General features: G+C 70.5%; 21 protein-coding genes. 14 read left to right on the top strand and 7 right to left on the bottom strand.

The window, feature by feature from the left end; genetic code table 11:
* Window positions 1-134: 134 nt before the first annotated feature.
* From ACEN96_RS25805 to ACEN96_RS25795, 3 genes are all read right to left on the bottom strand, one after another.
* Window positions 135-1,892, bottom strand: a complete 1,758-nt coding sequence (locus ACEN96_RS25805) for a hypothetical protein (RefSeq protein WP_495585870.1) — start codon at window positions 1,890-1,892, stop codon at window positions 135-137.
* 70 nt (window positions 1,893-1,962) lie between these two features.
* Window positions 1,963-2,484, bottom strand: a complete 522-nt coding sequence (dksA, locus tag ACEN96_RS25800; protein WP_495588688.1) for an RNA polymerase-binding protein DksA — start codon at window positions 2,482-2,484, stop codon at window positions 1,963-1,965.
* Between the two features lie 262 nt (window positions 2,485-2,746).
* Window positions 2,747-3,859, bottom strand: coding sequence for a CobW family GTP-binding protein (locus tag ACEN96_RS25795; protein ID WP_495585869.1), 1,113 nt, complete (start codon window positions 3,857-3,859; stop codon window positions 2,747-2,749).
* Between the two features lie 126 nt (window positions 3,860-3,985).
* On the opposite strand from ACEN96_RS25795, the gene ACEN96_RS25790 reads away from it, so the two are divergent.
* The 7 genes from ACEN96_RS25790 (at window position 3,986) to ACEN96_RS25760 (ending at window position 11,937) form a co-directional block, all read left to right on the top strand.
* Entirely contained in the window at window positions 3,986-4,870 is an 885-nt protein-coding gene (locus ACEN96_RS25790; protein WP_495585868.1) for a CorC family transporter, read from the top strand.
* The gene (lnt, locus tag ACEN96_RS25785) at window positions 4,870-6,348 is read left to right on the top strand and encodes an apolipoprotein N-acyltransferase (protein WP_495585867.1); all 1,479 of its coding nucleotides are present in this window, start codon (window positions 4,870-4,872) and stop codon (window positions 6,346-6,348) included. Before ACEN96_RS25790 ends, lnt begins: the two co-directional genes overlap by 1 nt.
* 74 nt (window positions 6,349-6,422) lie before the next feature.
* Entirely contained in the window at window positions 6,423-7,388 is a 966-nt protein-coding gene (glyQ, locus tag ACEN96_RS25780) for a glycine--tRNA ligase subunit alpha (RefSeq protein ID WP_495585866.1), read from the top strand.
* An 18-nt stretch (window positions 7,389-7,406) separates the two neighbouring features.
* Window positions 7,407-9,548 (top strand): glycine--tRNA ligase subunit beta, encoded by a 2,142-nt coding sequence (gene glyS / locus ACEN96_RS25775; protein WP_495585865.1) that lies wholly within the window; start codon window positions 7,407-7,409, stop codon window positions 9,546-9,548.
* Window positions 9,549-9,586: 38 nt separating this feature from the next.
* Window positions 9,587-10,237: a D-glycero-beta-D-manno-heptose 1,7-bisphosphate 7-phosphatase gene (gene gmhB / locus ACEN96_RS25770; RefSeq protein ID WP_495585864.1), complete on the top strand. Its 651-nt coding sequence runs from the start codon at window positions 9,587-9,589 to the stop codon at window positions 10,235-10,237.
* Window positions 10,237-11,016, top strand: a complete 780-nt coding sequence (locus ACEN96_RS25765) for a lysophospholipid acyltransferase family protein (RefSeq protein ID WP_495585863.1) — start codon at window positions 10,237-10,239, stop codon at window positions 11,014-11,016. Before gmhB ends, ACEN96_RS25765 begins: the two co-directional genes overlap by 1 nt.
* Before the next feature lie 15 nt (window positions 11,017-11,031).
* Window positions 11,032-11,937: a M48 family metallopeptidase gene (locus ACEN96_RS25760; protein WP_495585862.1), complete on the top strand. Its 906-nt coding sequence runs from the start codon at window positions 11,032-11,034 to the stop codon at window positions 11,935-11,937.
* A 354-nt stretch (window positions 11,938-12,291) separates the two neighbouring features.
* On the opposite strand, the gene ACEN96_RS25755 is transcribed toward ACEN96_RS25760, so the two are convergent.
* Window positions 12,292-13,347, bottom strand: a complete 1,056-nt coding sequence (locus ACEN96_RS25755) for an MBL fold metallo-hydrolase (protein ID WP_495585861.1) — start codon at window positions 13,345-13,347, stop codon at window positions 12,292-12,294.
* 45 nt (window positions 13,348-13,392) lie between these two features.
* Between ACEN96_RS25755 and ACEN96_RS25750 the strand changes: the two genes are divergently transcribed.
* The 4 genes from ACEN96_RS25750 to ACEN96_RS25735 are packed head-to-tail and all read left to right on the top strand — an operon-like array spanning window position 13,393 to window position 16,670.
* Window positions 13,393-13,854, top strand: a complete 462-nt coding sequence (locus ACEN96_RS25750) for a MerR family transcriptional regulator (protein ID WP_495585860.1) — start codon at window positions 13,393-13,395, stop codon at window positions 13,852-13,854.
* An 8-nt stretch (window positions 13,855-13,862) separates the two neighbouring features.
* A complete protein-coding gene (locus tag ACEN96_RS25745; protein WP_495585859.1) occupies window positions 13,863-14,255 on the top strand; it encodes an S-adenosylmethionine decarboxylase family protein in 393 nt (130 codons plus the stop codon).
* Between the two features lie 47 nt (window positions 14,256-14,302).
* Window positions 14,303-15,550, top strand: coding sequence for a YjgN family protein (locus ACEN96_RS25740; protein ID WP_495585858.1), 1,248 nt, complete (start codon window positions 14,303-14,305; stop codon window positions 15,548-15,550).
* A 16-nt stretch (window positions 15,551-15,566) separates the two neighbouring features.
* Window positions 15,567-16,670 (top strand): M48 family metallopeptidase, encoded by a 1,104-nt coding sequence (locus tag ACEN96_RS25735; protein WP_495585857.1) that lies wholly within the window; start codon window positions 15,567-15,569, stop codon window positions 16,668-16,670.
* 43 nt (window positions 16,671-16,713) lie between these two features.
* Here ACEN96_RS25735 and ACEN96_RS25730 read toward each other — a convergent pair whose 3' ends face one another.
* Window positions 16,714-19,770, bottom strand: a complete 3,057-nt coding sequence (locus ACEN96_RS25730; protein WP_495585856.1) for a S9 family peptidase — start codon at window positions 19,768-19,770, stop codon at window positions 16,714-16,716.
* 182 nt (window positions 19,771-19,952) lie between these two features.
* Between ACEN96_RS25730 and ACEN96_RS25725 the strand changes: the two genes are divergently transcribed.
* Window positions 19,953-20,303, top strand: coding sequence for a PspC domain-containing protein (locus ACEN96_RS25725; protein ID WP_495585855.1), 351 nt, complete (start codon window positions 19,953-19,955; stop codon window positions 20,301-20,303).
* A 30-nt stretch (window positions 20,304-20,333) separates the two neighbouring features.
* Here ACEN96_RS25725 and ACEN96_RS25720 read toward each other — a convergent pair whose 3' ends face one another.
* Window positions 20,334-20,984, bottom strand: coding sequence for a class I SAM-dependent methyltransferase (locus tag ACEN96_RS25720; protein WP_495585854.1), 651 nt, complete (start codon window positions 20,982-20,984; stop codon window positions 20,334-20,336).
* 110 nt (window positions 20,985-21,094) lie between these two features.
* On the opposite strand from ACEN96_RS25720, the gene ACEN96_RS25715 reads away from it, so the two are divergent.
* Window positions 21,095-21,673, top strand: coding sequence for a hypothetical protein (locus tag ACEN96_RS25715; protein WP_495585853.1), 579 nt, complete (start codon window positions 21,095-21,097; stop codon window positions 21,671-21,673).
* On the top strand, window positions 21,670-23,727 hold the full coding sequence (locus tag ACEN96_RS25710; protein WP_495585852.1) for an alkaline phosphatase: 2,058 nt from the start codon (window positions 21,670-21,672) through the stop codon (window positions 23,725-23,727). The genes ACEN96_RS25715 and ACEN96_RS25710 overlap by 4 nt, the downstream gene beginning before the upstream one ends.
* 67 nt (window positions 23,728-23,794) lie before the next feature.
* Here the strand turns inward: ACEN96_RS25710 and ACEN96_RS25705 are convergent, their stop codons facing one another.
* Complete coding sequence (locus ACEN96_RS25705) at window positions 23,795-25,216, bottom strand: efflux transporter outer membrane subunit (RefSeq protein WP_495585851.1); 1,422 nt, start codon at window positions 25,214-25,216, stop codon at window positions 23,795-23,797.
* Between the last annotated feature and the right edge of the window lie 10 nt (window positions 25,217-25,226).

Genomic DNA, 25,226 nt, shown 5'->3' with positions numbered 1-25,226 from the left:
GACGATGGCCGCGCCTGTGCGAATGCCGATTGACGGCCGCCCGCCAGGCGGACCGGCGAGCCACGATGATCGGCCATCCCAAAGCGCAACGGGGCCAGAGGCCCCGTTGCTGCGAAGGTCGATGCGGACCGCCCTCAGACGTGCCGGACCTTGACCCGGGCGTGCTCGTTGATGCCCATCGCGCCGAAGAACAGCGCCACCAGGCGATGCGCGTCGCTGAACTGCACCGCGCGGTTCTCGCTGCGCCGTGCCAGCACCCAGTTCAGCAGGTCGCCGGCGGCCATGAAGTCCAGGCGGATCAACTTGGGGCAGGCGATCGTCACCAGCGACGCGGTGCCGAGCTGTTCGGTCATCAGCGCCAGCGTCTCGCTGATGTCGCCGCTCAGTTGGCCGGACAACTCCATCAGCGCCGCGGTGTTGACCTCGTCGGTCATCGTGGACTCGAGGAAGGCGATGCCGGTGTCCGGCGCCGCCGGCTGGATCGACGACGGCGAGCTGGTGGACAGCGCGTTGCCGCTGATGCGCACATGGCACAGCGCCTTCTCCCAGCTGGGCGGGGAGACCTCGTAGGTGACGCAGTAGTCGATCGCGACTTCGTCGAACTGGTCCGGCCGGTTGGCCAGGCGCAGCGCCTCCAGGCGCAGCATCCACAGGATGGGGTCCGCGTCCCGGCTGCCCACCGGAGCCTGCTCGCGCAGGACCTGGAAGAAATGGTCGCCGGACAGCCAGCGCAGGTCCAGCGCCTGCTGCGCCCACGAGCGGAACAGGTCGCGCAGCTTGGCGCAGGCCTCGATGTCGATCTGGCGCAGCGGCGCCCAGTCGATCACCCAGGGCATCGGCAGGTTCTCACAGCGCGTGCGCATCTGCGTGACGGCCTCGGTGTCCAGGTATTCCGGGCTGGTCCACGACACGCTGCTGGCGCGGCCGCGCGGCGCGCGCTCCTGCTGCACCGCCTCGGCCACCAGCTTGGGCAGCGAGAACCATTGCGGGGACGACAGGCCGAACTGCTGCGCGTAGTCATTGGCCAGATGCTCGAACTTGCCCTGCTGGCCGGTCGCCCGGTAGAGGTCGAACAGCACCAGCCAGGTCTCGGCGTGCTCGTGGCGCGCGCCGCCGGGGCGGGTCAGGTCGGTCAGGCTGCGCTCGCAATGCTCGTAGTCGGCATTGGCGAAGGCGATGACGGCCTCGTCCAGCTCGGCGTCATGGACGACCTCGCTGACCTCGACCTGTGGATCCGCGACGCGGAAGCTCAGCGTCGGGATCTCCTTCTTGAGCTCGGGGATCGGGGCCGGCGCGGCGGCCGACGACAGCGGCGCCATGCCGGCGCCCATCGAGGCCGCGGCCGGCGCGGGCGCCAGGTCCAGGCGCTCCATGTCCGCGGCCGGCGCGTGGTCGGAGACGCGCGCGGCGATCTGGTCCGCCGGCTGCGTCGGGGCGAAGTTGACCGGGCGGGTGCTGGTCTCGAAGAAACCGGCCGGATGCTGGCCCGGCACATGCGTCGTGACGAAGCCCTCGCCGACCATCTGCTGCTCGATCTGGTCGATCTTGGCCTTGACGCTGGCCTCGTCGCGCCGCGCGCCCTGGATCTCGCTGATGCGGCCCAGTTCGTCGATGCCCGACGTGGCATGGCCGCCCAGCGCGGCCAGCTGTTCCGGCGTCAGGCCCTCGCGCCGGATCTTGCGCAGCATGTCGAGCTCGCGCTTGCGCACGAAATCGTTGCGGCGCTTGCGTTCGACCATGGCCCGCAATTCCGCCTTGGCCGCGTCGGCCTCGGGATCGTCCTGGCGCGAATTGATCTCCGCCCAGTCGGTCGTCGGATTGGCCACGAAACGCGCCACCTTGCGGAAAAAGCTCTCGCCTTCTTTATTGGTGCCGTCTTTGGGATCGGACATGCTCTAGCGGACCTTGCTCTTCACCGGACACTTCGCGTGATGCTGCTCGATGCGCAGCGCATTCGCCGGCTCAATCGCCGAACATCTTCTGCTTGAGCTCGCGGCGCTGCTGCGCTTCCAGCGACAGCGTCGCGGTTGGGCGCGCGATCAGGCGGCCCAGACCGATCGGCTCGCCGGTCTCGTCGCAGTAGCCGTATTCGCCGCTTTCCAGCCGCTGCAGCGACTGCATGATCTTCTTGAGCAGCTTGCGCTCGCGGTCGCGGGTGCGCAGCTCCAGCGCGTGCTCCTCCTCGATCGTGGCGCGGTCGGCCGGATCGGGGACGATGGAGGTGTCCTCGCGCAGGTGCTCGGTCGTCTCGCCGGCATTGGACAGGATGTCTTCCTTGAGCTGCGTCAGCTTGGCGCGGAAGAAGTCCACCTGCTTGTCGTTCATGTACTCGCTGTCGGGCATCGCCAGCACTTCAGCGTCGGTCAGTTCGGCGCCGGACTTGGTCTTCCAGGCGGAGGAGAGTTTGGGATCAGTCTTCACGGCGGGGCGGCTGTTGTTCGAAGTTGATGTCGGGGTCGCGGGCCGGACGGGGCTGTCCAGCAGAGAGACCGTGCTGTCTGGCGCGTCCGCCTCGGCGGACTTGCCCGCCGCCGAGGCCTTGGCCGCCTTCGTGGCGGGCTTGGGCGCGGCGGTCCTGGAGGCCGGTGTCTTGCTCACGTTACTCTCCTAGCGGCTCTTTATACCTGCCCGGCAGGGAAGCCGGAGCTTCCCGCCGGTGGCGCAGGGGCCTGGTTCGGGCGCGGCGGATTGTAGCCACCTCCGCCGCCGCGCAAGCGATGGCTCGAAACCATCGGTCAGTGTGGCACTAAGCCAGGCAGCCTTCCAGCCCCTGCAACAGGATGTCCTTCGGCAAATCGATGCCGATGAACACCATCTTGCTGACCTTCTTTTCATTCGGCAGCCATTTCGGACCGAGATCCGAACCCATCAGCTGGTGAACGCCCTGGAAGATCACCTTCTTGTCGGTGCCATTCATGTTCAGGACGCCCTTGTAGCGCAGCATCTTCGGTCCGTACACCTGCACGATCGCGCCCAGGAAGTCCTCCAGCTTGGCCGGATTGAACGGACGCTCCGAGCGGAAGACGAAGGATTTCACGTCGTCGTCGTGATGGTGGTGGTGCGGATGGTCGCAGTGCTCGCCGTGCTCGTGATCGTGATGGTCGTGATCGTGATCGTGATGATCGTGGCCATGCGCATGGTCGTGGTCGTCGGCGGCCAGGAAGTCCGGGTCGATCTCGAGCTTGGCGTTCAGGTTGAAGCCGCGCAGGTCGAACACGTCCTTGATCGGCACCTGGCCGAAATGCACGCGGGATTGCGGCGCGCGCGGGTTCATGTGCTTGAGGCGGTGCGTCAGCGCGTCGACGGCCGCGTCGTCCACCAGGTCGGTCTTGCTCAGGAAGATCTGGTCGGCGAAGCCCACCTGGCGGCGCGCTTCCTGGCGGGTGTCGAGCTGGCCGCCCGCGTGCTTGGCATCGACCAGCGTCAGGATCGAGTCGAGCAGGAAGGTCTCCGCGATCTCGTCGTCCATGAAGAAGGTCTGCGCGACCGGGCCGGGATCGGCCAGGCCGGTGGTCTCGATGACCACGCGCTCGAAGTCCAGCTCGCCCTTGCGGCGGCGCGCGGCCAGGTCGGACAGCGTGGTGCGCAGGTCCTCGCGGATCGTGCAGCAGACGCAGCCGTTGCTGAGCTGGATGATCTGCTCCTGCGTCTCGCTGACGAGGATGTCGTTGTCGATGTTCTCCTCGCCGAACTCGTTCTCGATGACGGCGATCTTCTGGCCGTGGGTCTCGGTCAGCACGCGCTTGAGCAGCGTCGTCTTGCCCGAGCCCAGGAAGCCCGTGAGGATGGTGGCGGGGATCAGTCCCTGCGCGGGACTCGGGGCGGCGCCTTGCGAGGCGGTATCAGCGGCGGACGGCATGTGGACGACCCATCTCTCTTCTGGAAAAGCTTGGCCCCGGCAACTGGGGGCGGATGACTGTGTTTCAAGCGAATGTCAATGTCAATCGGTTATTCTGGCGCCTCCTCAACGACGGCACACACGACAGTGTCTGAACCTCAGCCTAGTCGGCCCGCCAAGCATGGCGGGCGTGGCAATGACCCGCGCGGCCTCCTGGACCGGGTCCTCGAATTCCTGCATCCCGGCCCCGACTCGACCAGCGAGCTGATCGAGAATTTCGCCGAAGCCGAGGAGCGCGACCTGATCGCGCCCGAATCGCGCCAGATGCTCGAAGGCGTCCTGCGGATGGCCGAACTCAGCGCCGGCGACGTGATGGTCGCCGCGCCGCGCATGGACCTGCTGGACATCCACGCGCCGACCGACGAGCTGCTGGCGACCGTCATCGACACCGGGCACTCGCGTTTCCCGGTCTACGACGGTCAGCGGGACAACATCATCGGCATCCTGCTGGCCAAGGACCTGCTCAAGCTCCAGCGCGCCCCGGAACTGAACCTGCGCGCGTTGCTGCGCCCGGCAGTTTTCGTGCCCGAGAGCAAGGGGCTGAATGAACTGCTGCGCGATTTCCGTTCCAACCGGAATCACCTGGCCATCGTCATCGACGAGTTCGGCAACACCGCCGGGCTGATCACGATCGAGGACGTGCTCGAGGAGATCGTCGGCGAGATCGAGGACGAATTCGATGTCGGCGACGGCGACGCCGGCATCTACACGCTGGCCGACGGCAGCTATCGCGTCGCCGGCGACGCGCAGATCGGCGCGGTCAACGAGGCCTTCGGCCTGGCGCTGTCCGACGCGGCCTTCGACACCATCGGCGGCATGGTCGCGCACGAGCACGGCCGCGTGCCGCGCCGCGGCGAGGCGGTCGAGGTGGCGGGCCTGCGCTTCTCGGTGATGATCAACCGCGGCGGCGCCGTGCGCTGGTTCAAGGTGACGCGCGCGCCGGCCTCCGAGGCCGACGACCACAGCGGCTGATGCGCCGCACGGAGTTCCGCGCGCCCCGCTGGTGCCGCCATCCCGCGCTGGCGCTGGTGGCCGGCGCGCTGCACACGGCCTCGTTCTCGCCCAGCCCGGCCTGGTGGCTGCAGCCGCTGGCGCTGGCCTGGCTGATCGCCGCCTGCGATGGCGCGCGGCCGCGCCGCGCCGCGCTGACCGGCGCGCTGTTCGGCGTGGGCTGGCTGACGTCCGGGCTCTGGTGGCTCTACATCAGCATGCACGACTTCGGCCACCTGCCCGCGGCCGTGTCGGCGCTGGCGGTGCTCGCGCTGGCGCTGTTCCTGTCGATCTACTACGCCGCCGGCCTCGGGCTGGCCGCGCGCTGGTCGGCGGGCCGGGCCGCTTGGCGGCGGGTGCTCGTCTTCGCGGGACTGTGGCTGGGCGCGGAACTCGCCCGCGCGACCTTCCTCACCGGCTTCCCGTGGATCGCCAGTGGCTACGCGCATGCGCAGGGGCCGCTGGCCGTGTTCGCGCCCTATGTCGGCGTCTATGGCATCACGGCGCTGGCGGCGCTGGCGGCGGCGGCGCTGGCGCTGCGGCAATGGGCGCTGCTGGGCGCGCTGGTGGCGGGCATCGGCGCGGCGCAATGGCTGCCGCAGGACTTCACCCGCTCGACCGGCTCGATCGCCGTGTCGCTGGTGCAGCCCAACATCCCGCAGGACCAGAAGTTCGACCGCGCCCGCTTCGATGAGAACTTCGACCAGCTCACCGCGCTGATCGACTCGGCGCGCGGGCAGATCGTGGTCACGCCGGAGTCGGTGCTGCCGGTGCCGCTGGCCTTCCTCGGCGACGAGCATGTCGAGCGCCTGCGCCGCGGCGCCGCCGTCCGGCCGCTGCTGCTGGGCACCTTCCTGGGCAACTCGGCCGACGGCTTCGTCAATTCGCTGGCCGGCCTGGGCTTCGCGCAGTCCTATGACTACGGCAAGCGCCACCTGCTGCCGTTCGGCGAGTTCATCCCGCCCGGCTTCCACTGGTTCGTCACCGCGATGAACATGCCGATGGACGACCAGGCGCGCGGCCGGCACCAGCGCGCGCTGCCCTTCGCCGGACAGCGGCTGCGTCCGCTGATCTGCTATGAGGATCTGTTCGGCGAGGATGTGGTCGCCAGCGCGCTCGACGCCGGCGAGCCGGCCGCGACGGTGTTCGTCAATGCCAGCAACCTGGCCTGGTTCGGGCCGCGCATGGTGCAGGACCAGCACCTGCAGTTCTCGCAGATGCGGGCGCTGGAGTTCCAGCGGCCGATCGTGCGCGCCACCAACACCGGCGCGACCGCCCATGTCGACCATCGCGGCCAGGTGATCGCGCGGCTGCCGGCGGAGCGCGCGGGCGTGCTGGAGACCGTCGTCGACGGCCGCGCCGGCGTCACGCCGTACGCGCGCTGGCTGTCGGCCCTCGGGCTGTGGCCGCTGTGGGCGCTGGCCGCGGCCGGCGTTCTGCCCGCGCTGCGCCGCCGCTGAGAGGCACGGGCCGCAAATAGCGCACATAGAATCGGTCGTTTTGCTCCAACGCCCGTCCGACGGCCCGACGCCCCATGCTGACATTCCAGCAACTGATCCTCCGCCTGCAGGAGTACTGGTCCAAGCAAGGCTGCGCCCTGCTGCAGCCCTATGACATGGAGGTCGGCGCCGGAACGAGTCATACCGCGACGTTCCTGCGCGCGCTCGGCCCCGAGCCCTGGAAGGCCGCCTACGTGCAGCCCAGCCGCCGCCCCAAGGACGGCCGCTACGGCGAGAACCCGAACCGCCTGCAGCACTATTACCAGTTCCAGGTCGTGCTCAAGCCGGCGCCGGCCAACATCCTGGAGCTCTACCTGGGCTCGCTCGAGGCGCTGGGCTTCGACCTGAAGAAGAACGACGTCCGCTTCGTCGAGGACGACTGGGAGAACCCGACGCTGGGCTGCTGGGGCCTGGGCTGGGAGGTCTGGCTCAACGGCATGGAGGTGACGCAGTTCACCTACTTCCAGCAGGTCGGCGGCATCGACTGCAAGCCCATCACCGGCGAGATCACCTACGGGCTGGAGCGCCTGGCGATGTACCTGCAGGGCAAGGAATCGGTCTACGACCTGGTCTACACCGACGGCCTCAGCTATGGCGACGTGTTCCACCAGAACGAGGTCGAGCAGTCGACCTACAACTTCGAGCACAGCGACGTGGACTTCCTCCTCGGCGCCTTCGCCGCGCACGAGCGCCAGTCCCAGCACCTGATGGGCGCGCAGCTCGCGCTGCCGGCCTATGAGCAGCTGCTCAAGGCGGCGCACACCTTCAACCTGCTGGACGCGCGCGGCGCGATCAGCGTGACCGAGCGCGCCGCCTACATCGGCCGCATCCGCAACCTGGCGCGCGCCGTCGCGCAGGGCTACGTGGACAGCCGCGCGCGGCTCGGCTTCCCGATGGCCCCGACGGCCTGGGCCGACGAGGTGGTCGCGCAGATCGAGAAGAAGGGCGCCGAGGCCGCCGCCAAGGCCGAGAAGGCCGCCGACAAGAAGGCCGCCGCCTGAGGCCGAGGAATCACGAGCATGACCACCAAGAATCTTCTCGTCGAACTGTTTGTCGAGGAACTGCCGCCCAAGGCGCTGAAGAAGCTGGGCGAGGCCTTCTCGTCGGTGCTGGCGGACGCGCTGAAGGCGCAGGGCCTGGCCGAGGCCGGCGCCGCGGTGCGCGCGTTCGCGACGCCGCGCCGGCTGGCCGTGCACGTGACCGGCGTGGCCGCCAAGGCCGCCGATCGGGCGGTGCAGCAGAAGCTGATGCCCGTGGCCGTGGCGCTGGACGCCGCCGGCAACGCGACGCCCGCGCTGCTGAAGAAGCTGGCCGCGGCCGGCGTCGACGCATCGGCCGTTCCCAGCCTGAAGCGCGCGCCCGACGGCAAGGCCGAGGCGCTGTTCCTGGACACCGTCGTCCCCGGCGTGACGCTGAAGGACGGCCTGCAGAAGGCGCTGGACGAGACCCTCGCCAAGCTGCCCATTCCCAAGGTGATGACCTACCAGCTGGCCGACGGCTGGAGCGACGTCAAGTTCGTGCGTCCGGCCCATGGCCTGATCGCGCTGCACGGCGACGACCTGGTCGAGGTCGGCGCGCTCGGGCTGAGCGCCGGCCGCGTGACCCGCGGCCACCGCTTCGAGTCCAAGGCCGCCGCGATTGAAGTCCGCAACGCCGACAGCTACGAGCAGCAACTGCGCGAGGAAGGCGGCGTGATCGCCTCCTTCGAGCAGCGCCGCAACGAGATCGTGCGCCAGCTGCAGGCCAGCGCCGAACCGCTGGGCCTGTCGCCGATCGACGCGCCCGAGCTGCTGGACGAGGTGACCGCGCTGGTCGAGCTGCCCAACGTGCTCTCGTGCCAGTTCGAGCCCGAGTTCCTGGCCGTTCCGCAGGAATGCCTGATCCTGACGATGAAGGCCAACCAGAAGTACTTCCCGCTGCTGGACGGCCACGGCAAGCTGACCCACCGCTTCCTGGTGGTCAGCAACGTGCATCCGGACGACGCGTCCAAGGTCGTCGAGGGCAACGAGCGCGTCGTGCGCCCGCGCCTGGCCGACGCGAAGTTCTTCTTCGACCAGGACCGCAAGAAGACGCTGGCCTCGCGCGTCGACGGCCTGGGCAAGGTCGTGTACCACGGCAAGCTGGGCAGCCAGGGCGATCGCGCCGAGCGCGTGCGCGCGATCGCGCATGCCATCGTCAACCAGCTGCGCATGGCCCAGCACCCGTACACGGTCGAGGCCAAGGACGAGTTCGACGTGCTCGACAGCAAGGCGCAGGAAGCCGCGCGCCTGGCCAAGGCCGACCTGCTGACCGACATGGTCGGTGAGTTCCCCGAGCTGCAGGGCATCATGGGCGGCTACTACGCGCGCCATGAAGGCCTGCGCGACGGCGTCGCCAAGGCGATCGAGGACCACTACAAGCCGCGCTTCGCCGGCGACGCGCTGCCGCGCAACCACACCGGCACCGTCGTGGCGCTGGCCGACAAGCTGGAGACGCTGATCGGCCTGTTCGGCATCGGCCAGCTGCCCACCGGCGACAAGGACCCGTTCGCGCTGCGCCGCCACGCGCTGGGCGTGATCCGCATCCTGGTCGAGAACCACATGCAGCTCTCGCTGCCGGAGCTGATCCAGGGCGCGCTGCCGGCGTTCGGCGAGCTGATCCAGGACCCGGCCGAGGCGCTGCTGGGCTTCTTCGCCGACCGCCTGGCGGTCAGCCTGCGCGACCAGGGCTACAGCGCCCAGGAAGTCGACGCGGTGCTGGCGCTGAACCCGGCCCGCCTGGGCGACGTGCCCAAGCGCCTGGAAGCGGTGCGCGCCTTCGCGGCGCTGCCGGAATCGGCCTCGCTGGCCGCGGCCAACAAGCGCGTGGGCAACATCCTCAAGAAGATCGAGGGCGAGCTGCCGACCGAAGTGACGCCGGCGCTGCTGACCGAGTCCGCCGAGCAGGCGCTGGCCGCGGCGCTGGCCGCGGTGAAGCCGCAGGCCGACACGCTGTTCGAGCAGCATGACTATGCCGGCTCGCTGAAGGCGCTGGCCGCGCTGAAGGCGCCGGTCGACGCGTTCTTCGACGACGTGATGGTCAACGCCGAGGATCCCGCGCTGCGTGCCAATCGCCAGGCGCTGCTCAAGCAGCTGCACGAGGCGATGAACCGCGTGGCCGACCTCTCGCGCCTGGCCGCCTGATCGCCGCCGCGCCGCAACGACGCTGAACGGAGCCCCCGATGCCCACCCGGTCCGACCATCAACACGGCATGAAGCTGGTGATCCTGGGCCGCGACGGCACGATCAACCGCTACCGCGACGACCACGTGAAGTCGCCCGAGGAACTCGAGCCGCTGCCCGGCGCGCTCGAGGCCGTCGCGCGGCTGAACCATGCCGGCTGGCACACGGTGATGGCCACCAACCAGCCCGGCATCGGGCGCGGGCTGCTGGACATGGCCTCGCTGAACGCGGTGCACCTGCGCCTCAACCAGCTGCTGGCGGAGAAGGGCGGCCGCCTCGACGCCGCCTTCTTCTGCCCGCACGCGCCGGAAGAGAACTGCAACTGCCGCAAGCCGCTGCCCGGCCTGGTCGAGCAGATCGGCGAGCGCTTCGGCGTGGACCTGTCGCAGGTCCACATGGTCGGCGCCAGCGTGCGCGACCTGCAGACGGCCCACAACGCCGGCTGCGTGCCGCACCTGGTGCGCGGCGACCGCCTGGGCGGCGTGGACGAGGCGCAGCTGCAGGAGCAGATCGCGCTGGTGCCCGGCAGCCGCGTGCACCAGGACCTCGCCGCCTTCGCCGAAACGCTCATCCATGAGGAGCGCCGCGCGCGCGCCCAGTCGCGCGGCGAGTCCGCCGAACCCGATACCTCTCCCGGAGACCTGAGCTGATGCTCATCGCCCTGCGCTCGATCCTCTTCGTCCTCTACCTGATCGTCACCGTCGTGCCCTGGGGCACCGCGGTCGTGGTCTGCTCGCTGTTCCTCAACAGCACCCGGCTCTACTGGATGTGCGCCAACTGGCTGCGCGTCGCGATCTGGGGCGCCCGCCTGATCTGCGGCGTCAAATGGCGCGTGCGCGGCATGGAGCACCTGCCCACCGGCGAGAAGCAGTCGGCCATCCTGCTGTCCAAGCACCAGTCGACCTGGGAGACCTTCGCCTACCCGATGCTGATGCCGCGGCCGCTGGCCTACGTGTTCAAGCGGGAGCTGATCTACATCCCGTTCTTCGGCTGGTCGATGGCGCGGCTGGACATGATCCACATCGACCGCAGCAAGCGCAGCGAGGCCTGGAGCAAGGTGGCGGCGCAGGGCAAGCGGATCATGGGCCAGGGCAACTGGGTGATCATGTTCCCGGAAGGCACGCGCGTGGCGCGCGGCAAGGCCGGCGAGTACAAGACCGGCGGCACGCGGCTGGCGGTCGAGACCGGCCAGCCGGTGGTGCCCATCGCGATGAACTCGGCCCGCTGCTGGCCGCGCAAGAGCTTCCTGCTCAAGCCGGGCACGATCGACATCTCGATCGGCCCGCTGATCCCCAGCGAAGGACGCGCGCCCGCCGAGCTGATGAAGGAGGTCCAGGCCTGGATCGAGGGCGAGATGCGGGTGCTGGACCCCGAGGCCTATCCGCCCGGCCAGGCGTCGCCGGCCGCGGCCGCGCAGGCCTCTGCCTGATTACACTCGCAGCCCATGCTGCCTTCCAAGCTGCGGGGACTGGGCGGACTGCTGAACAGCTTCACCCAGCTGTCGTTGTTCGACGCCGAGCCTGAACCCGCGCCCCCGCGTCCCGCTCCCGATCCTCTCGCCCCGACGCCGCGCTCGCGCGGCGATGCTGGCGCGTCGCTGCGCCAGGTCTTGCTGCAGGGCCAGGCGATTCCATACGAACTCAAGCGCGCGCGGCGGCGGAGCATCGGCTTCACCGTCAGCGAGGACGGCCTGCGCGTGTCCGCGCCGAAGTGGGTGCCGCTGGGCGACATCGACAGCGCGCTGCAACAGAAGGCCGACTGGATCCTGCGCAAGCTGGTCGAGCAGCGCGAGCGCGCCCGGCGCACGCAGGCGGCCCGCGTCCATTGGGGCGACGGCTGCAGCCTGCCTTACCTCGGCGAGCCGCTGATCGTGGTGCTCGACCCCTCGCTCACCGGCGCCCGGCTCGACGAGGGCCAGGCCGATCCGCAGCCGACGCTGGCCACGGTGCCTCGCCGCATGCTCTACCTCGGCCTGCCGCAGGACGCGTCGCCGGAGCAGATCCGCGACGGCGTGCAGGCCTGGCTGCAGCGTCAGGCGCGGCAGCTCTTCGAACAGCGCTGCCGGCACTTCGCCGGTCCGCTGGGGGTGACGATGACCGGATTGCGGCTCTCGTCCGCGCAGACCCGATGGGGCAGTGCCAGCGCCGACGGGATGATCCGGCTCAACTGGCGGCTGATCCATTTCTCGCCGGCGCTCATCGATTACGTCGTCGCGCACGAGCTGGCCCACCTCAAGGAAATGAACCACAGCCCGCGCTTCTGGGCCGTCGTCCGTTCCGTCTTCCCCGAGTACGAACTCGCGCGCGATCGCCTGAAGCAGGCGGTGTTGCCGCTGATGGACGGGGCCTGAGCGCCGCCGAGAACAAATACCGAATGCGTCAATCGTTCTTGACGGTAGCGGTAAACCTTCGCACTTCCCCCTTTGGGGGGCTTGTGACTCATTTGAGTGGGGCGGCACACTCGGACTTGCTGTCATCACCGCATCTGAGCCAGAACCGCCTCCCGCGTTCCGCTCCCGGCGGCGCCCAGGGTCCCCCAGCCAACCGCTGAGCCAGGTCGACCCGCGCTCAGAGCCGACAAGCTGATGCATTACAAGGCGCAGCGCCGCCGTCCCGTGACCGGGGCGGCGGCGACTGTCATTTCAGGGCAGCGAATTCCTTCGATCGATCCGCGACAGGCCCGCGCGTCCGCACGCGCGCCGGCGTCAGGCCGAGAAGCGGTGGATGCCGTCCTCGTCCAGCGAGCGCCGCAGCTGGCCGCCGTGCCACAGCCGGTTCAGGTGGGCCACCGCCTCGCCCATCGCGAAGGTCGTCTGATGCAGGTCCAGCGGCCGCCGGAACATCATCGGCAGCAGTTCCGCCGCATGGCAGGGCTTGGCGGTGCAGGCCTCCAGCACCTCGGCCAGACGCTCCTGATGATGCTGCTGCAACTGGTCGATGCGCGCATGCAGCCCGCGGAAGGGCTTGCCATGCGCCGGCAGCACCAGCGTGTCCGCCGGCAGCGGCGTCAGCCGCGCCAGCGAGTCCAGGTAGAGCTGCAGCGGATCGGCCTCCGGCTCCGCATCCACGACCGACACGTTGGTCGAGATCCGCGGCAGGACCATGTCGCCGGAGATCATCACGCCCAGCGTCTCGCTGAACAGGCTGATGTGCTCGGGCGCGTGCCCATGACCCACGAGGCAGCGCCAATCGTGCTCGCCGATCCGGATCGTCATCCCATCCATCAGGCGCCGGAAGGCCGGCGGGACCGCAGGGACCATGCCGGGGTAGTAGCTCGCGCGGCCGCGGATCTTGTCCAGCGCGGCCGGGTCGGTCAGGCCATGGCTGCCGAAGAAGGCCGCCGCGGCTTCGCCGCCCATGCCGACCGTCGACGACGAGGCGAGCCGCGCGAGCTGATAGTCCGTCGCGCTGATCCACAGCCGGCACTGCCAGCGCTCGGTCAACCAGTGCGCCAGACCCATGTGATCGGGATGGAAGTGCGTGACGACGACGCGCAGCACCGGCAGTCCGTCCAGGCGTTCGGCGAACACCTGTTCCCAGCCCGCCTTCGTCGCGTCGTTGTGGATGCCGCAGTCGACGAGGGTCCAGCCCTCGCGCCCATCGATCGCATCGCGCAGCAGCCACAGGTTGATGTGGTCCAGCGCGAAGGGCAGCCCCATCCGCACCCAGCGCACACCGGGGGCCACGTCCAGCGCCTCGCCCGGGCCGGGCAGCGTGTCGCCGAGGGTATAGGTCAGTTCGGATTCGCGAGGGTTGGCCATGGCTATAGACTTACGTTTACGTCAACGTCATTTGCCAGTGTAGCCATGAGCACCGAACCCCGCCCGACCCCGGCCGACGAGCTGTCCGAGGACGCCCTGCCCGAGGCCGGCGACGACGCGGGGCCGCTGTTCACCATCACCGAACTGGCGGCCGAGTTCGACATCACCCCGCGCGCGATCCGCTTCTACGAGGACATGGGCCTGCTGACGCCGGCGCGCGCCGGACGCAACCGCGTCTATACCCAGCGCGACCGCACGCGGCTCAAGCTGACCTTGCGCGGCAAGCGGCTGGGCCTGTCGCTGCAGGAAATCAAGCAGCTGGTCGACATGTACGACACCCAGTCGGACACCGTGCCGCAGCTGCGGGCCTTCCTCGGCGTGCTGGACCAGCACCGCCGTCAGCTGCAGCAGCAGCTCAGCGACATCGAGGTCACGCTGGCCGAGATCGCCCAGCACGAGGAACGCTGCCACGCGCTGATCGCCGAGGCCGGACAGTCCGGCGGCTGAGCACGTCGATGAACGGCCTGCATCTCACCGCCGATCTGTCCGGTTGCGCGCACCTGACGCTGTTGACCGATCGTCACGGCCTGGCCGGCGAGACCCGCGCCGCCGCCGAATCCGCCGGCCTGGCGGTGGTCGGCGAGCAATGGCACCGTTTTCCAGACAGCGCCGCCGGCGAGCCGGGCGGCATCACCGGCATGCTGCTGCTGGCCGAATCGCACGTCGCGCTGCACACCTGGCCGGAGCTGGCCTGCGTGACGCTGGACGTCTATGTCTGCAACTACGGCGGGGACAACTCGGCCAAGGCGCGCGCGCTGATGGCGGCGCTGGTCGCGCTGTTCGAGCCGGATGCCGTGCAACACCACGCGCTGCACCGTGGCGCGCTCGGCACGGGCGAGCCGGCCTGAACCACTAGACTCTCGCCCGGGCCAGAACGGGCCTGGGAGAAGTGGGATTGATCGACAACAAGATCGAGCTGGCGCTGGTGCCGATGGCGGCCCCCGCCGCGGCGCCGTCGCCGATGCCGCCGGCCGCGCGGGGCGGGGCGCCGATGCCGGAGTCCGCGGCGCAGGCCGCGCCGGCCGGGCCGATGGCCACCGGCCTGCTCGCGAAGCTGCATGAGCAGCGGCTCGAATTCACCGGCACCGGCGCGGATTACTTCCGCGTCTGGATCGTCAACACGCTGCTCACGCTGGCCACGCTGGGCGTCTATTCCGCCTGGGCGAAGCGCCGCAAGGCGCGCTGGTTCGCGCGCCACACGCTGCTGGCCGGCGACTCCTTCGACTTCCACGGCGATCCGCGCCGCATCCTCGTCGGCCGCGTTCTCGCGCTGGCGCTGCTGGTCTGCTACGGCCATGCCTTCGAATGGTCCAAGGGCGCCGGCATCGCGATGCTGATCGTGCTCTACGCCTGCGGCCCGCTGCTGTTCGCCGGCGCGCAGCGCTTCAAGCTGGGCAATACCAGCTGGCGCGGCGTGCGCTTCGGCTTCCTGGCCGACGCGCCCACCACCTACCTGTCCTGCCTGCCGCTGCTGGTGGCCTGGACCTTCGTCTCGGTCGGCGCCGGCCTGGGCCTGAACCCCGTGGTCCTGGGCGTCGGCGGCCTGGCGCTGAGCCTGCTGTTCCCGCTCGCGCATGGCTGGCTCAAGCGCTTCCAGCATCGCCATGCGCGCTACGGCACGCTGCAGTTCGACTTCGAGCTGCCGGTGCGCGCCTTCTACGGCCTGTACCTGCGGCTGATCGGCGTCGGTCTGCTGGCCGGTCTGGTGGCGGGCGTGATCACGGCGATCGGCGCGGGCGCGCTGAAGGCGGCCTCCAGCGGCCCCGCGGCGCAACTGGCGATCTTCGCGCCGCTGGCGACGATGGGCGTGGCCTGGGTGATCGGCTGGCCGGTCTACATCGCGCGGCTGCAGAAGCTGATCTGGGACAACACGCGCCTGTCCGGCGGCATCGAGTTCGCCTATGAGCTGCCCGCGCTGCGGCTGTTCAAGACGCTGATGGGACACGGCCTGCTGACCGTGCTGACGCTGGGCCTGTACTGGCCGTTCCTGGCGGTGCGCATCGCCCGGCTGCGCGTCGAGGGCATGACCGTGCTGTCCGATGAGCCGCTCGACACGCTGATCGTGAAGTCCGGACGCGGCCATGGCCGCGGGGCGGTGGGCGATGGCGTCGCCGACGCCTTCGGCCTGGACATCGGCTGGTGAGCCCGGAGGACCCGACATGAGATCCCGATCGCAGACCGGCACCGGCCGCTGGTTCGACGGCGCCGAGAACCGCCCGCAGGAGGTGCGGGTGCGCCTGAGCCGCAACCACCTCGAGTTCATGCCCTGGCCGCCGCGTCCGCAGGCCGCCACGGCGTCGCCGCCGTCGGAGGCGGAGCTCGCCGCCTCGCAGCCTTCGCTGCCCGGGCTGCGCCGCTATGCCCGCAGCCGGCTGCAGGTCGGCGAATGGTGGCGCGACAGCGCCACGCCGGTCGGCCTGCCCGATGGCGGCACGCTCTGGATCCCGGCGGGCCATGCGATGGGCCGCCAGCTCGGCGGCCAGTCGCTCGGCGCGCAAATGATCGGGAGCTGGGTGCTGTCGCTGTGCGGCCTGGTCCTGCTGATCCTGCTGGTGGCCTGGTTCGACCGCCAGGGTGCCGGCCTGCTCGCGCGGGCGGCGCTGCCGCTGGTGCCGGCGAAGCTGGACCGGGCGGTCGGCAACCAGGTCGAGGAGCAGCTCCAGCACGACTGGCTCAAGCCGTCGCAGTTGCCCGAGCGCCGCCGGAAGGAGATCGTCGACCGCTTCGACGACATCGCCTCGCGCGTCTTCCCCGGCGTGCCGCTGGACGTGCGCTTCGCGCGGCAGGGCGACCGCGCGGGCTTCAACGCGATGGCGCTGCCCAACGGCACGATCATCGTCTTCGATGGCCTGGCCGAGGCGCTCACCGACGATGAGCTGATGGCCGTGCTGGGCCACGAGGCGGGCCATGTGAAGCATCGCCATGCGATGCGGCAGGTGGTGCAGGGCATTGGCCTGCTGAGCGTCGCGGGCGTGGTGCTCGGCGATTTCTCGACGGTCGCGGCGGGGTCGATGGCGTCGCTGCAGGCGCTGCGCTACAGCCGCAACGCCGAGCGCGAGTCCGATGCCGAGGCGCAGCGGCTGATCCTGCGCGAGCATCTGCCCAACGAGACGCTGGTCGGCGCGTGGACCAAGCTGCGCGACGAGATGCGCCGCGAGGGCCGCTCCGATCGCGGGGCCGAATGGCTGTCCACCCACCCGCCGATCGCGGAGCGCATCGAGAGCGCGCGCGGCGCCGCGCAGAACGCGGACCCGGTGCGCTGATCGCGGCACCGGCCGCGATGGCGGCCCTGGCGGCCCTGGCGGGCTACTTGGCGCTGCCGCCCTCGGGCGTCGCTTCCTGGCCCTTGGCGACGGCGGTCTCGGCCGGGGTGGCCGCCGGCTTGAACTGGCCCGTCACGTCGCGCTTGCCGCGCTCCAGGTAGGGCACCGGCTGGTCCATCCACTCCGGGCGCGGGCGTCCGAGCAGGTAATGGTCGAAGAACTCGGCCATGTGCACGGTGTAGTGCTTCATGTGGTCGCGCTCGCGCAGGCCGTGCTTCTCGCCGTTGTAGTTGAACCAGTAGGCCTCCTTGCCCAGGCGCCGCAGCGCGGTGAAGAACTCGATGCCCTGGTACCAGGGCACCGCGTCGTCCTCGTCGTTGTGGATGGTCAGGTAGGGCGTGGTGACCTTGTCGACGCGGAAGATCGGCGAGTTCTCCAGGTACAGGTCGGGCCGTTCCCAGGGCGTGGCGCCGATGCGGCTCTGGCCATGCTCGTACTGGAACGCGCGGCTGATGCCCGCGCCCCAGCGGATGCCGCCGTAGCCGCTGACCATGTTGGCCATGGAGGCGCCGGCCTCGGCGGCGCGGAACAGCGACGTGTGCGTGATCAGGTAGTTGATCTGGTACGCGCCCCAGCTGTGGCCCTGGATGCCGATGCGCTTCGGATCGGCGAAACCCTTGGCGATCTGCTGGCGGATCGCCGGCAGCACCGTGTTCATCGCGCTGCGGCCCGGATGGCCGGTCGTGTAGACGATGTCGGGCCGCAGCACCAGGTAGCCGTTGGAGACGTAGCGCGTGACGTTGATGTTCTGCGCCGGCGCGGGCGGGATGTAGCGGTACCGGTTGTCGGTCATCTTCTCGTAGATGTAGACCATCATCGGGTACTGCTTCTTCGGGTCGAAGTCCGCCGGCTTGGCCAGCAGCGCGCGCAGTTTGCGGCCATCGGCGGCGGTGTACTCGATCAGCTCCTGCGTGCCCCAGGCGTAGCGCGCCTGCTGCGGATTGGCCTGGCTGACGCGCGCCGGCTGCTGGAACGCGAGCGTCGTCGCCCACAGGTCCGGGAATTCGACGAAGGTCTGCTGCGTGAAGACGACGCGGTCCGCCTCCTTCGCCTTGATCAGGCCGCCGATCATCCGGTCGTCCTGGATCAGCGTCCGGGGCGCGCCGCCTGCCGCGTCGACGCGGTAATAGCCGCTGGCGCGCGTGATGTCGTGCGTGCCGCTCAGCGTCAGCGTGTCGGCGGGCAGCGGCTTCCTGTCCGCGTCCTCGGGGTCGAGCGGCACCGCGCGCAGCTGCAGCTGCTGCTTGCGGCCCCAGCCTTGCGTCAGGTTGCGCGACTCGCCGGTGGCCGGCCGGACCGCCCAGAGGTCGAACTTGTCGTAGAGGACGACGCTGTCGTCATCGGCGGTCCAGCCGGCGCTGCCGTAGGGCGACGGCAGGTCGGGCACGTCGCGGTCGTCGTTGTCGAAGCGCGACTTGATCCGGCTGGTGAGGTCGACGGCGGCGCCGGTGTCGGTCCGCCAGGCCATCCAGCGTGCGGCCGGCGCGTCGAAGCCCAGCACGTAGCGCCCGCCGGGCGAAAGCGTCGGCGCGTGCCTCAGCTTGCGCGCGAGCGGCGTCGCCGCGCCGGTGTTCAGGTCCACGGCATAGGCGTCCATGTAGACGCCTTCCCACGACACCAGCGGCCGATACGGCAGCTCGCTGAGGCCGAGCGCGGCCTGGGCGTTCTCGTTGACCTGGATCGCCGGCAGCTCCTTGGTGGCGAGCTGCACGAAGCGCGAGGCCCCGGCGTCCGCTCCCAGATGCACGACGGCGCGGTAGCTGCGCACGCGCTCCTTGTCGGCCTTGGCCTTCTGCGCCGATTGCAGCTCCGGATCCTTCCAGTGCCAGAGGTCGACCTTCAACGGCTCGGGCGCGTCCTTGGGCTCGGGCGCGGGCAGCTCGGCGGTGCCCAGGAACAGCCGCCGGCCATCCTTGCTGAAGTTCAGCGCGGCATGCTCGCTCGGCGTCCAGCCCGCGGGCATGCCGGCGGTCGCGGCGTCGACCAGCATCGCCGCGCGCTCCTGGCCGGCTTCCCACAGGAAGAGCTTGAACGGCGTCGGATCCGGCTTGGCCGGCTTCTCGTCCTTGGGCGTCTTCTCCGGCCGGAGGGTGGCGACGTGGTCGCGATTGCTCACGAAGGCGAGCCGGCGGCCCGCCTCGTCGAAGGCGAGCTGCTTGTAGCTGCCGGCGCCGGACAGCACGGCGCGCGCCTTCGCCGGTTCGGCGGGATCGACGAGGTAGACGCCTTCGGGCGCGGTCTCCTCGGCGGCGGGCTGCGCGGGCGCGGCGGCGGCGTCCGACGCGACGGGCGAGGCCGCCTTGGCGGCCTCCTTCTTCGGCGGCTCCTTCACCGACAGCGTGTACGCCAGCAGCGTGCCCGGCCGATTCCATTCGAACTCGGCGGCGTCCTTGTAGGTGTTGCGCTGCTTCGTTTCGGCGTCGATCAGCACGAGCGCGGTGCCGGGCACCTTGGCGTCCTTGGCGGGCTCCTTGCCGCTGTCCTTCTTCGCCGGCGGCTCCAGCAGCATCGCCAGATGGCGGCCGCCGTCCCTGCCCCAGGCGAAGCGTTTCACGCGCTCCACGGTCTCGACGCGGCCGGTGGCGAGGTCCATCCACGCGGCCCCCGCCTTCGGCGCCTCGTCGCCCTTCTTCTTGTCCTTCTTCGCCTGGTCGAGCTCGTCCCGCGTCGGCTGCACGGCGAAGGCCACGAAGCGGCCGTCGGCGCTGAACTGCGGCGAGGTGCCGCGCGGCGCGCGATGCTCGCGGCCATCGGCCATGTGGCGCACGACGAGCTCGCCATCCGCCTCCTGCGCGACCAGCGCGTAGGCGAGCCACTGGCCATCGCGGCTCAGCTGCGTGTGCTGGATGCTGCGCCAGGTCGCGTAGACGTCATGCGTGATCGGCGCCTTCGCGCTGTCCGGCTGAACGGACGAAGCCGCCGCGGCCGCGACCGCGCGCGCGGGCTGCGGCGGCGTGGCGGCGCTCAGCGGCGCGAGGGGCAGCAGCGCGAGCGACAGCGCCGGGATCGAGGCCAGCAGGGACCGGGTGGAGGGATTCATGGGAGCGGATTCTCCCGCGCGTGCCGTCGCGGGCCTTGAGTGGAAACGCCCTGTCGCGCGCCCTCCGCTCCGCATCGCGCCCAGATGCAGCCGGTCGCACGCGCCTCGCGCACGGTGGGGGCGCTGCGTAGTCTTCGCTCCATCGCATCCTTCGATGCCAGCCCCCCAGAAAGGAGTCCCTCATGTCCGACGCCGAAGAACTCAAGCGCCTGGCCGACCTGCATGACGCCGGGGCCCTCAGCGACGACGAGTTCGCCAAGGCCAAGGAACGCGTACTCAATGCCAGCGCGCGCTCGTCGACCTCGTATGCCTACGCCTCGCCGCAGGGCGGCGCGCCGGCGGTGAACGCGATCAACGGCTTTCGCCGCAGCCGCGATGACCGCTGGATCGGCGGCGTGTGCGGCGGTCTGGCGCGGCTGAGCGGGCTGGCGGCGTGGTTCTGGCGCATCGTGTTCGTCGCGCTCACCATGTGCGCCGGCGGCGGGATGCTGCTGTACTTCCTGCTCTGGATCTTCGTGCCGCTCGAGGACTGATCCCCGGCATACCCCCGGCATCCCGGCCGGCTACACCCGGCCGGTCAACAGATACGCGGAGGCGAGCCAGCGGCGCTCGACCTCCGCGTCGCGCATCCGGGCCTCGAGCAGCCGCCACGGGCAGTCGAGCCCGTCCATGCGGATCACCGAATGCATCGCGGCGCCCAGCACGAACAGGTTGCTCATCGGCAGCCAGGGCGGCGCCCACGCCAGTCCCGCCGCGACGATGCGCGCGCCGGGCTTGAGCACGCCGAGCGCCCGCGTGAGGCCTTCCGCGCTCTGCAGCACGTCGTGCGTGAAGAAGAACAGCGCCGCGTCCGCCCGGCGCGTGCCGAGCGCGGACGCATAGGGCGCGTCCTCGGCGGTCGATGGCAGGAAATCGATCGGCGCATCCAGGTGCTCGGCCCGCGCGCGCTGCCGGGCCTGGCGCATCATCGATTCGCAAGGCTCGACCGCGACGACCCGGCCGCTTCGTCCCACCGCGGCGCACAGGCCGGGCAGGCTCAGCCCGGTGCCGGCGCCGATGTCGAGCACCGTCTGCCCCGGCTCGAGCGCGAGCGCCGCGATGGCCTCGCGCCGCAGCGGCGCCACCGGCATCAGCTCGTAGTCGTAGACCGCGGCGCGGCGGCCGTACAGCGCATTGAGGGCCTGCAGCGCGGGCCGCTGGTCTGGCGTGTTCATGGACTCCCTTGTGCTCGCGGCGCAGCTTCGCGTGGCGCGGAGCGCGGTGTCAAGCAAGAAAAAAGGCGCGTCACGGAACCGTCATCCGGTCCCGAAACAATCGCGGCCCTATGTGCGTCGAACTCACCACAGGTACGCGGCTTGCCCGGCGTGCCACCCTCGCGATCACGGTCCTCTGCGCGGCCTGGGCCGTGCCGCTGGCCGCGTTGGCCAGTCCCTCGGCCGAACCGTCCTCGGCCGCCGCCGCGCCGATGGACCTCAAGTTCTCCCAGTTCTTCAAGTCGCCGATCGGCCCCGCGGGCCTGGAACTGTCCGACACCCTTCGGGCCGCGGACGGCCGCCCCGTGCGCCTGGCCGGCTACATGGTCGCGCAGGAGCAGGCCAGGCCGGGCCGCTTCTGGCTGACGCCGCGCCCGGTCCGCATGAGCGAGCACGCCGACGGCGAGGCCGACGACCTGCCCGCCGCCACCGTCACCGTGCTGCTCGATCCGGCGCAGCGGGAGCGCCTGGTCGCGCACCGCGATGGCCTCGTGGTCCTGACCGGCACGCTGTCGATCGGCCGCGCCGAAGACGAGACCGGCCGCGTGTCCTGGATCCGCCTGCAGCTGCCGCCCGGCGCGCTGGCGGCCGAGGCCGCCGCGGCCTTGCCGCTCCCCTCCGATTCCCACTCCAAGAGACTTCCCCGATGAAGCACCTGCCTTCCCTGATCGCCGGCGCCTGCGCGCTGATGGCGCTGGCCGCCACCGGCTCCGCGCTGGCCGCGCCGGCCGTGACGCGGCTGACGCCGCCCAGCGAGCTGTTCTCCAGCGGCCAGCCCGAGCCCGTGATCGCGCGCTTCCTGCCCGGCCAGCGCTTCGACCTGCAGGCGACGATCAAGCCGGACGCCGGCCAGCGCATCACCGCCGCGCGCTTCCTGGTCGACGGCAAGCCGGTGGACGCGACGGTCGCGATGCGCGACTGCGCCTCGGGCTGCGTCAAGGGCGTCAGCGCCGAGACGGCGATCGCGACCGTGCGGGCGATGAGCCTCGAGAAGGCCGGCCGCCACGAGTTCAGCGTCGAGGCCACGCAATCCGACGGCCAGAAGGTCAGCGCGACCGGCAACTTCGACGTGATCCCGTTCGCCGCGGCGATCGGCCCGAAGGTCAAGAACATCATCATCCTGCTGGGCGATGGCATGGGCGCGGCGCAGCGCACCGCCGCGCGCATCGTCAAGGGCGGCTATGCGCAGGGCAAGGTCATCCAGCCGCTGGCGATGGACAGCTTCCCGGCCACGGGCTTGGTCAAGACCTCGTCGCTGAACTCGATCGTCACCGACTCGTCGCCGGGCATGACCTCCTACGTCTCCGGCAACAAGAACAACAACAATGAAGAGGGCGTGTTCCCCGACGACACCGTCGACGCCTTCGACAACCCGCGCATCGAATACCTGTCCGAGTACCTGCATCGCACGCAGGGCAAGGCGCTGGGCATCGTGACCACGGCCGACGTGTTCGACGCCACGCCGGCCGGCAACGCCGTCCACACCAGCAACCGCGGCGCGGGCACCGGCATCGTCGACCAGTTCTTCGACGACCGCTCGCGCACCGGCCTGACGGTGCTGCTGGGTGGCGGTCGCAAGTGGTTCCTGCCGGCGGGCACGCCCGGCTCCGAGCGCGCCGACGGCAGCGACTACGCCTTCTCGCCGACCGACGCGCACACTGCGGAGATCGTCAAGCGCTGGGGCGCCGCGCCGGGCGCGAAGGACAAGGACCGTGACCTGATCAAGGAGTTCCAGGCCGCCGGCTACCGCTACGCGCCGACGAAGACCGAGCTCGACGCGGCCACGGCCGGCGCGGGCGCCGACAGGCTGCTGGGCCTGTTCGCGTTCTCCAACATGAACGTGGCGCTGGACAAGATCGATGGCCGGCGCGGCGTGAAGCAGGGACTGGCCGGCGGCGGTGTCGTGGACGACTACGGCTTCCCCGACCAGCCGATGCTCGACGAGATGGCCAAGGCCGCGATCGCGACGCTGAAGAAGCAGCCCAAGGGCTTCGTGCTGATGATCGAAGGCGCGTCGATCGACAAGCAGGCGCACAACATGGACAGCGAGCGCTGGATGCTCGACACGATCGAGTTCGATCGCGCGGTGCAGGTGGCGCAGGACTTCGCGCGCGAGAACGGCGACACGCTGGTCATCGTGACGGCGGACCACGAGTGCTCGGGCGCGGCGCTGATCGGCGGCTCGATGCTGACGGACCAGGCGCTGCGCGACGCGGCGGCCAAGAAGGGCGCGGCCAACCTGCGCGACAAGGTCGTGGGCGTGTACGAGAAGGCGGGCTTCCCGCGCTATCGCGTCGCCGCGGACGGCTATCCGGAAGCGACCGACATCGATTACCGGCTGCTGGTGGGCTACGGCGCGAACGCGGACCGGTATGAGGACTGGCGCACCAACCAGACGCCGCTGCGCGATTCGCAGCAGCCGATGGCCAAGGGCGAGCCGCTGAAGTGGTATCCGGCGAACGCCGCGGAGCGCGATGACGCGCAAGGGGAGTTCCTGGTCACCGGTCAGGTGCCCGGGGAGCAGGCGGTGCACACGGCGACGGACGTGCCGCTGTCGGCCTTCGGTCCGGGTGCGCTGGCGTTCACCGGCGTGATCGACAACACCGACGTGTTCTTCAAGCTGGCGCAGGCGGCGGTGAAGGGCGCTGTCGCGCCGGCCGATGCGAGCGGCGCGAAGCGGCCGGCGAAGATCGTCAAGAAGTGATCGTGATCACGGCCCGCTGGCCGTGACATGGTGAGAGCGAGGAGGTCCGCAGGGATCTCTTCGCGTTTCAGCGGGGCGCGTCGGGCCGTTGCCAGCCCCCGCCCAGCGCCCGCACCAGCGCCAGCCGGTTCTCCAGCTCGCTCTGCCGGATGCGGATCAGATCGTTGTCCTGCGCGAAGAGGTTGCGCTGCGCGTCGAGTTCCTCGAGATAGCCGGCGTAGCCCGCCTCGTAGCGGTCGTGGGCGTATCGCAGCGAGCGCGCCAGCACCTCGCGGCGCTCCTCGGAGAAGCGCCGCTGCCGGTCGATGCGTTCGATGCCGGCGAGCGCGTTCTCGACCTCGGTGAGCGCCGAGAGCACGCGGCCGCGATAGGCATAGGCCGCCTGGTCGCGCTGCGCGGCCGCGGTGTCGAACTGCGCCCGCAACCGGCCCGAGTCGAACAGCGGCGCCAGCACGCTGCCGCCGACGCTCCAGATGCGGATCGGGTCGTAGTCGAGCGCCGCCACGTAGAGCCTGCCAGCCGACGCGCTGAACTGGATCTGCGGCAGGAAGGCCGCGCGGCGCGAGGCCAGCGTCGCGTCGCTCGCCGCCAGCGTCAGCGCGGCCTGCGCGAGGTCGGGGCGGCGTTCCAGCAGCGCCGACGGGAGCACCACCGGCGGCAACGGCAGGTCCAGTTCCTCGAAGGGCCGTCCGCGCGGCATGTCGCCCGGCGGCTGGCCGGTGAGCTGCGCCAGGGCGTTCTCCTGACGCCGGATGGCGAGCTCCAGCGGCGGCACCTGCTGCGCGACCGAGGCGTACTCGGCCTGTGCCTGCGTCAGCTGCAGCTGCGAGATGTAGCCGGTGCGCGCCTGATCCTGCGCGAGCCGCAGTGCCTCGGCGCGCGAGTCCAGCGTGCGCTTGGACAGCGCGAGCTGCGATTCCGCCGCCAGCAGCCCGATGTAGGTCTGCACCGTGGCCGTCGCGATGCTGAGCGCGGCGCCGTCACGATCGGCCTCGCTGGCCCCGACGCGCAGCCGCGCCGCCCGCGTCAGCGCGCCGAGGCGGTCCCACAGGTCCGCTTCCCACGAGGCCGTCAGCTGCGGCTGCACGATGTGCGATTCCGAGATGCCGGTCGGCTGCAGCGTCCGCGACCCCTGCAGCGCGAGCGCCGCATTGAGCTGCGGCCCTTCGGCGGCGCGGCCGGCGGCCAGCGCCGCGCGGGCCTCTTCAAGCCGCGCGCCGGCCAGCAGCAGGTCGTTGTTGTGCGCGAGCGCGCGCTGGACCAGGTCGTCGAGCACCGGATCGCCGAAGTCGCGCCACCACCCCGCCTGCAGTGCCGCCGTGGCCGATGCGGCCGGCACGGGCGCGGCAGCGGAGGACCCGGTCGACACGGGCTGCTCGCGCCAGGCGCCGGGCAGCTCCAGGCGCGCAGTCTCTGGCGGCGCGCGCAAGGCCGGCGCGCAGCCCGCGGCCAGCGCGGCGGTGATGAACGCCGTGATCGCGCGTCTCATCGAACGTCTC

The organism is Roseateles sp. Mitsp63 (assembly GCF_059491535.1).
The sequence above is the reverse complement of the archived record's forward strand: the minus strand, read 5'-3'. Positions and strand labels throughout refer to the sequence as shown.

What these genes read in the sequence shown, in the direction of transcription:
- gmhB (WP_495585864.1), top strand. Translation starts at nt 9,587, where the DNA reads ATGCCCACCCGGTCCGACCATCAACACGGCATGAAGCTGGTGATCCTG.
- lnt (WP_495585867.1), top strand. Translation starts at nt 4,870, where the DNA reads ATGCGCCGCACGGAGTTCCGCGCGCCCCGCTGGTGCCGCCATCCCGCG.
- glyS (WP_495585865.1), top strand. Translation starts at nt 7,407, where the DNA reads ATGACCACCAAGAATCTTCTCGTCGAACTGTTTGTCGAGGAACTGCCG.
- ACEN96_RS25735 (WP_495585857.1), top strand. Translation starts at nt 15,567, where the DNA reads ATGAGATCCCGATCGCAGACCGGCACCGGCCGCTGGTTCGACGGCGCC.
- ACEN96_RS25710 (WP_495585852.1), top strand. Translation starts at nt 21,670, where the DNA reads ATGAAGCACCTGCCTTCCCTGATCGCCGGCGCCTGCGCGCTGATGGCG.
- ACEN96_RS25715 (WP_495585853.1), top strand. Translation starts at nt 21,095, where the DNA reads ATGTGCGTCGAACTCACCACAGGTACGCGGCTTGCCCGGCGTGCCACC.
- ACEN96_RS25720 (WP_495585854.1), bottom strand. Translation starts at nt 20,984, where the DNA reads ATGAACACGCCAGACCAGCGGCCCGCGCTGCAGGCCCTCAATGCGCTG.
- ACEN96_RS25795 (WP_495585869.1), bottom strand. Translation starts at nt 3,859, where the DNA reads ATGCCGTCCGCCGCTGATACCGCCTCGCAAGGCGCCGCCCCGAGTCCC.
- ACEN96_RS25805 (WP_495585870.1), bottom strand. Translation starts at nt 1,892, where the DNA reads ATGTCCGATCCCAAAGACGGCACCAATAAAGAAGGCGAGAGCTTTTTC.
- ACEN96_RS25705 (WP_495585851.1), bottom strand. Translation starts at nt 25,216, where the DNA reads ATGAGACGCGCGATCACGGCGTTCATCACCGCCGCGCTGGCCGCGGGC.
- ACEN96_RS25745 (WP_495585859.1), top strand. Translation starts at nt 13,863, where the DNA reads ATGAACGGCCTGCATCTCACCGCCGATCTGTCCGGTTGCGCGCACCTG.
- glyQ (WP_495585866.1), top strand. Translation starts at nt 6,423, where the DNA reads ATGCTGACATTCCAGCAACTGATCCTCCGCCTGCAGGAGTACTGGTCC.
- ACEN96_RS25755 (WP_495585861.1), bottom strand. Translation starts at nt 13,347, where the DNA reads ATGGCCAACCCTCGCGAATCCGAACTGACCTATACCCTCGGCGACACG.
- ACEN96_RS25750 (WP_495585860.1), top strand. Translation starts at nt 13,393, where the DNA reads ATGAGCACCGAACCCCGCCCGACCCCGGCCGACGAGCTGTCCGAGGAC.
- ACEN96_RS25760 (WP_495585862.1), top strand. Translation starts at nt 11,032, where the DNA reads ATGCTGCCTTCCAAGCTGCGGGGACTGGGCGGACTGCTGAACAGCTTC.
- ACEN96_RS25730 (WP_495585856.1), bottom strand. Translation starts at nt 19,770, where the DNA reads ATGAATCCCTCCACCCGGTCCCTGCTGGCCTCGATCCCGGCGCTGTCG.
- ACEN96_RS25765 (WP_495585863.1), top strand. Translation starts at nt 10,237, where the DNA reads ATGCTCATCGCCCTGCGCTCGATCCTCTTCGTCCTCTACCTGATCGTC.
- ACEN96_RS25725 (WP_495585855.1), top strand. Translation starts at nt 19,953, where the DNA reads ATGTCCGACGCCGAAGAACTCAAGCGCCTGGCCGACCTGCATGACGCC.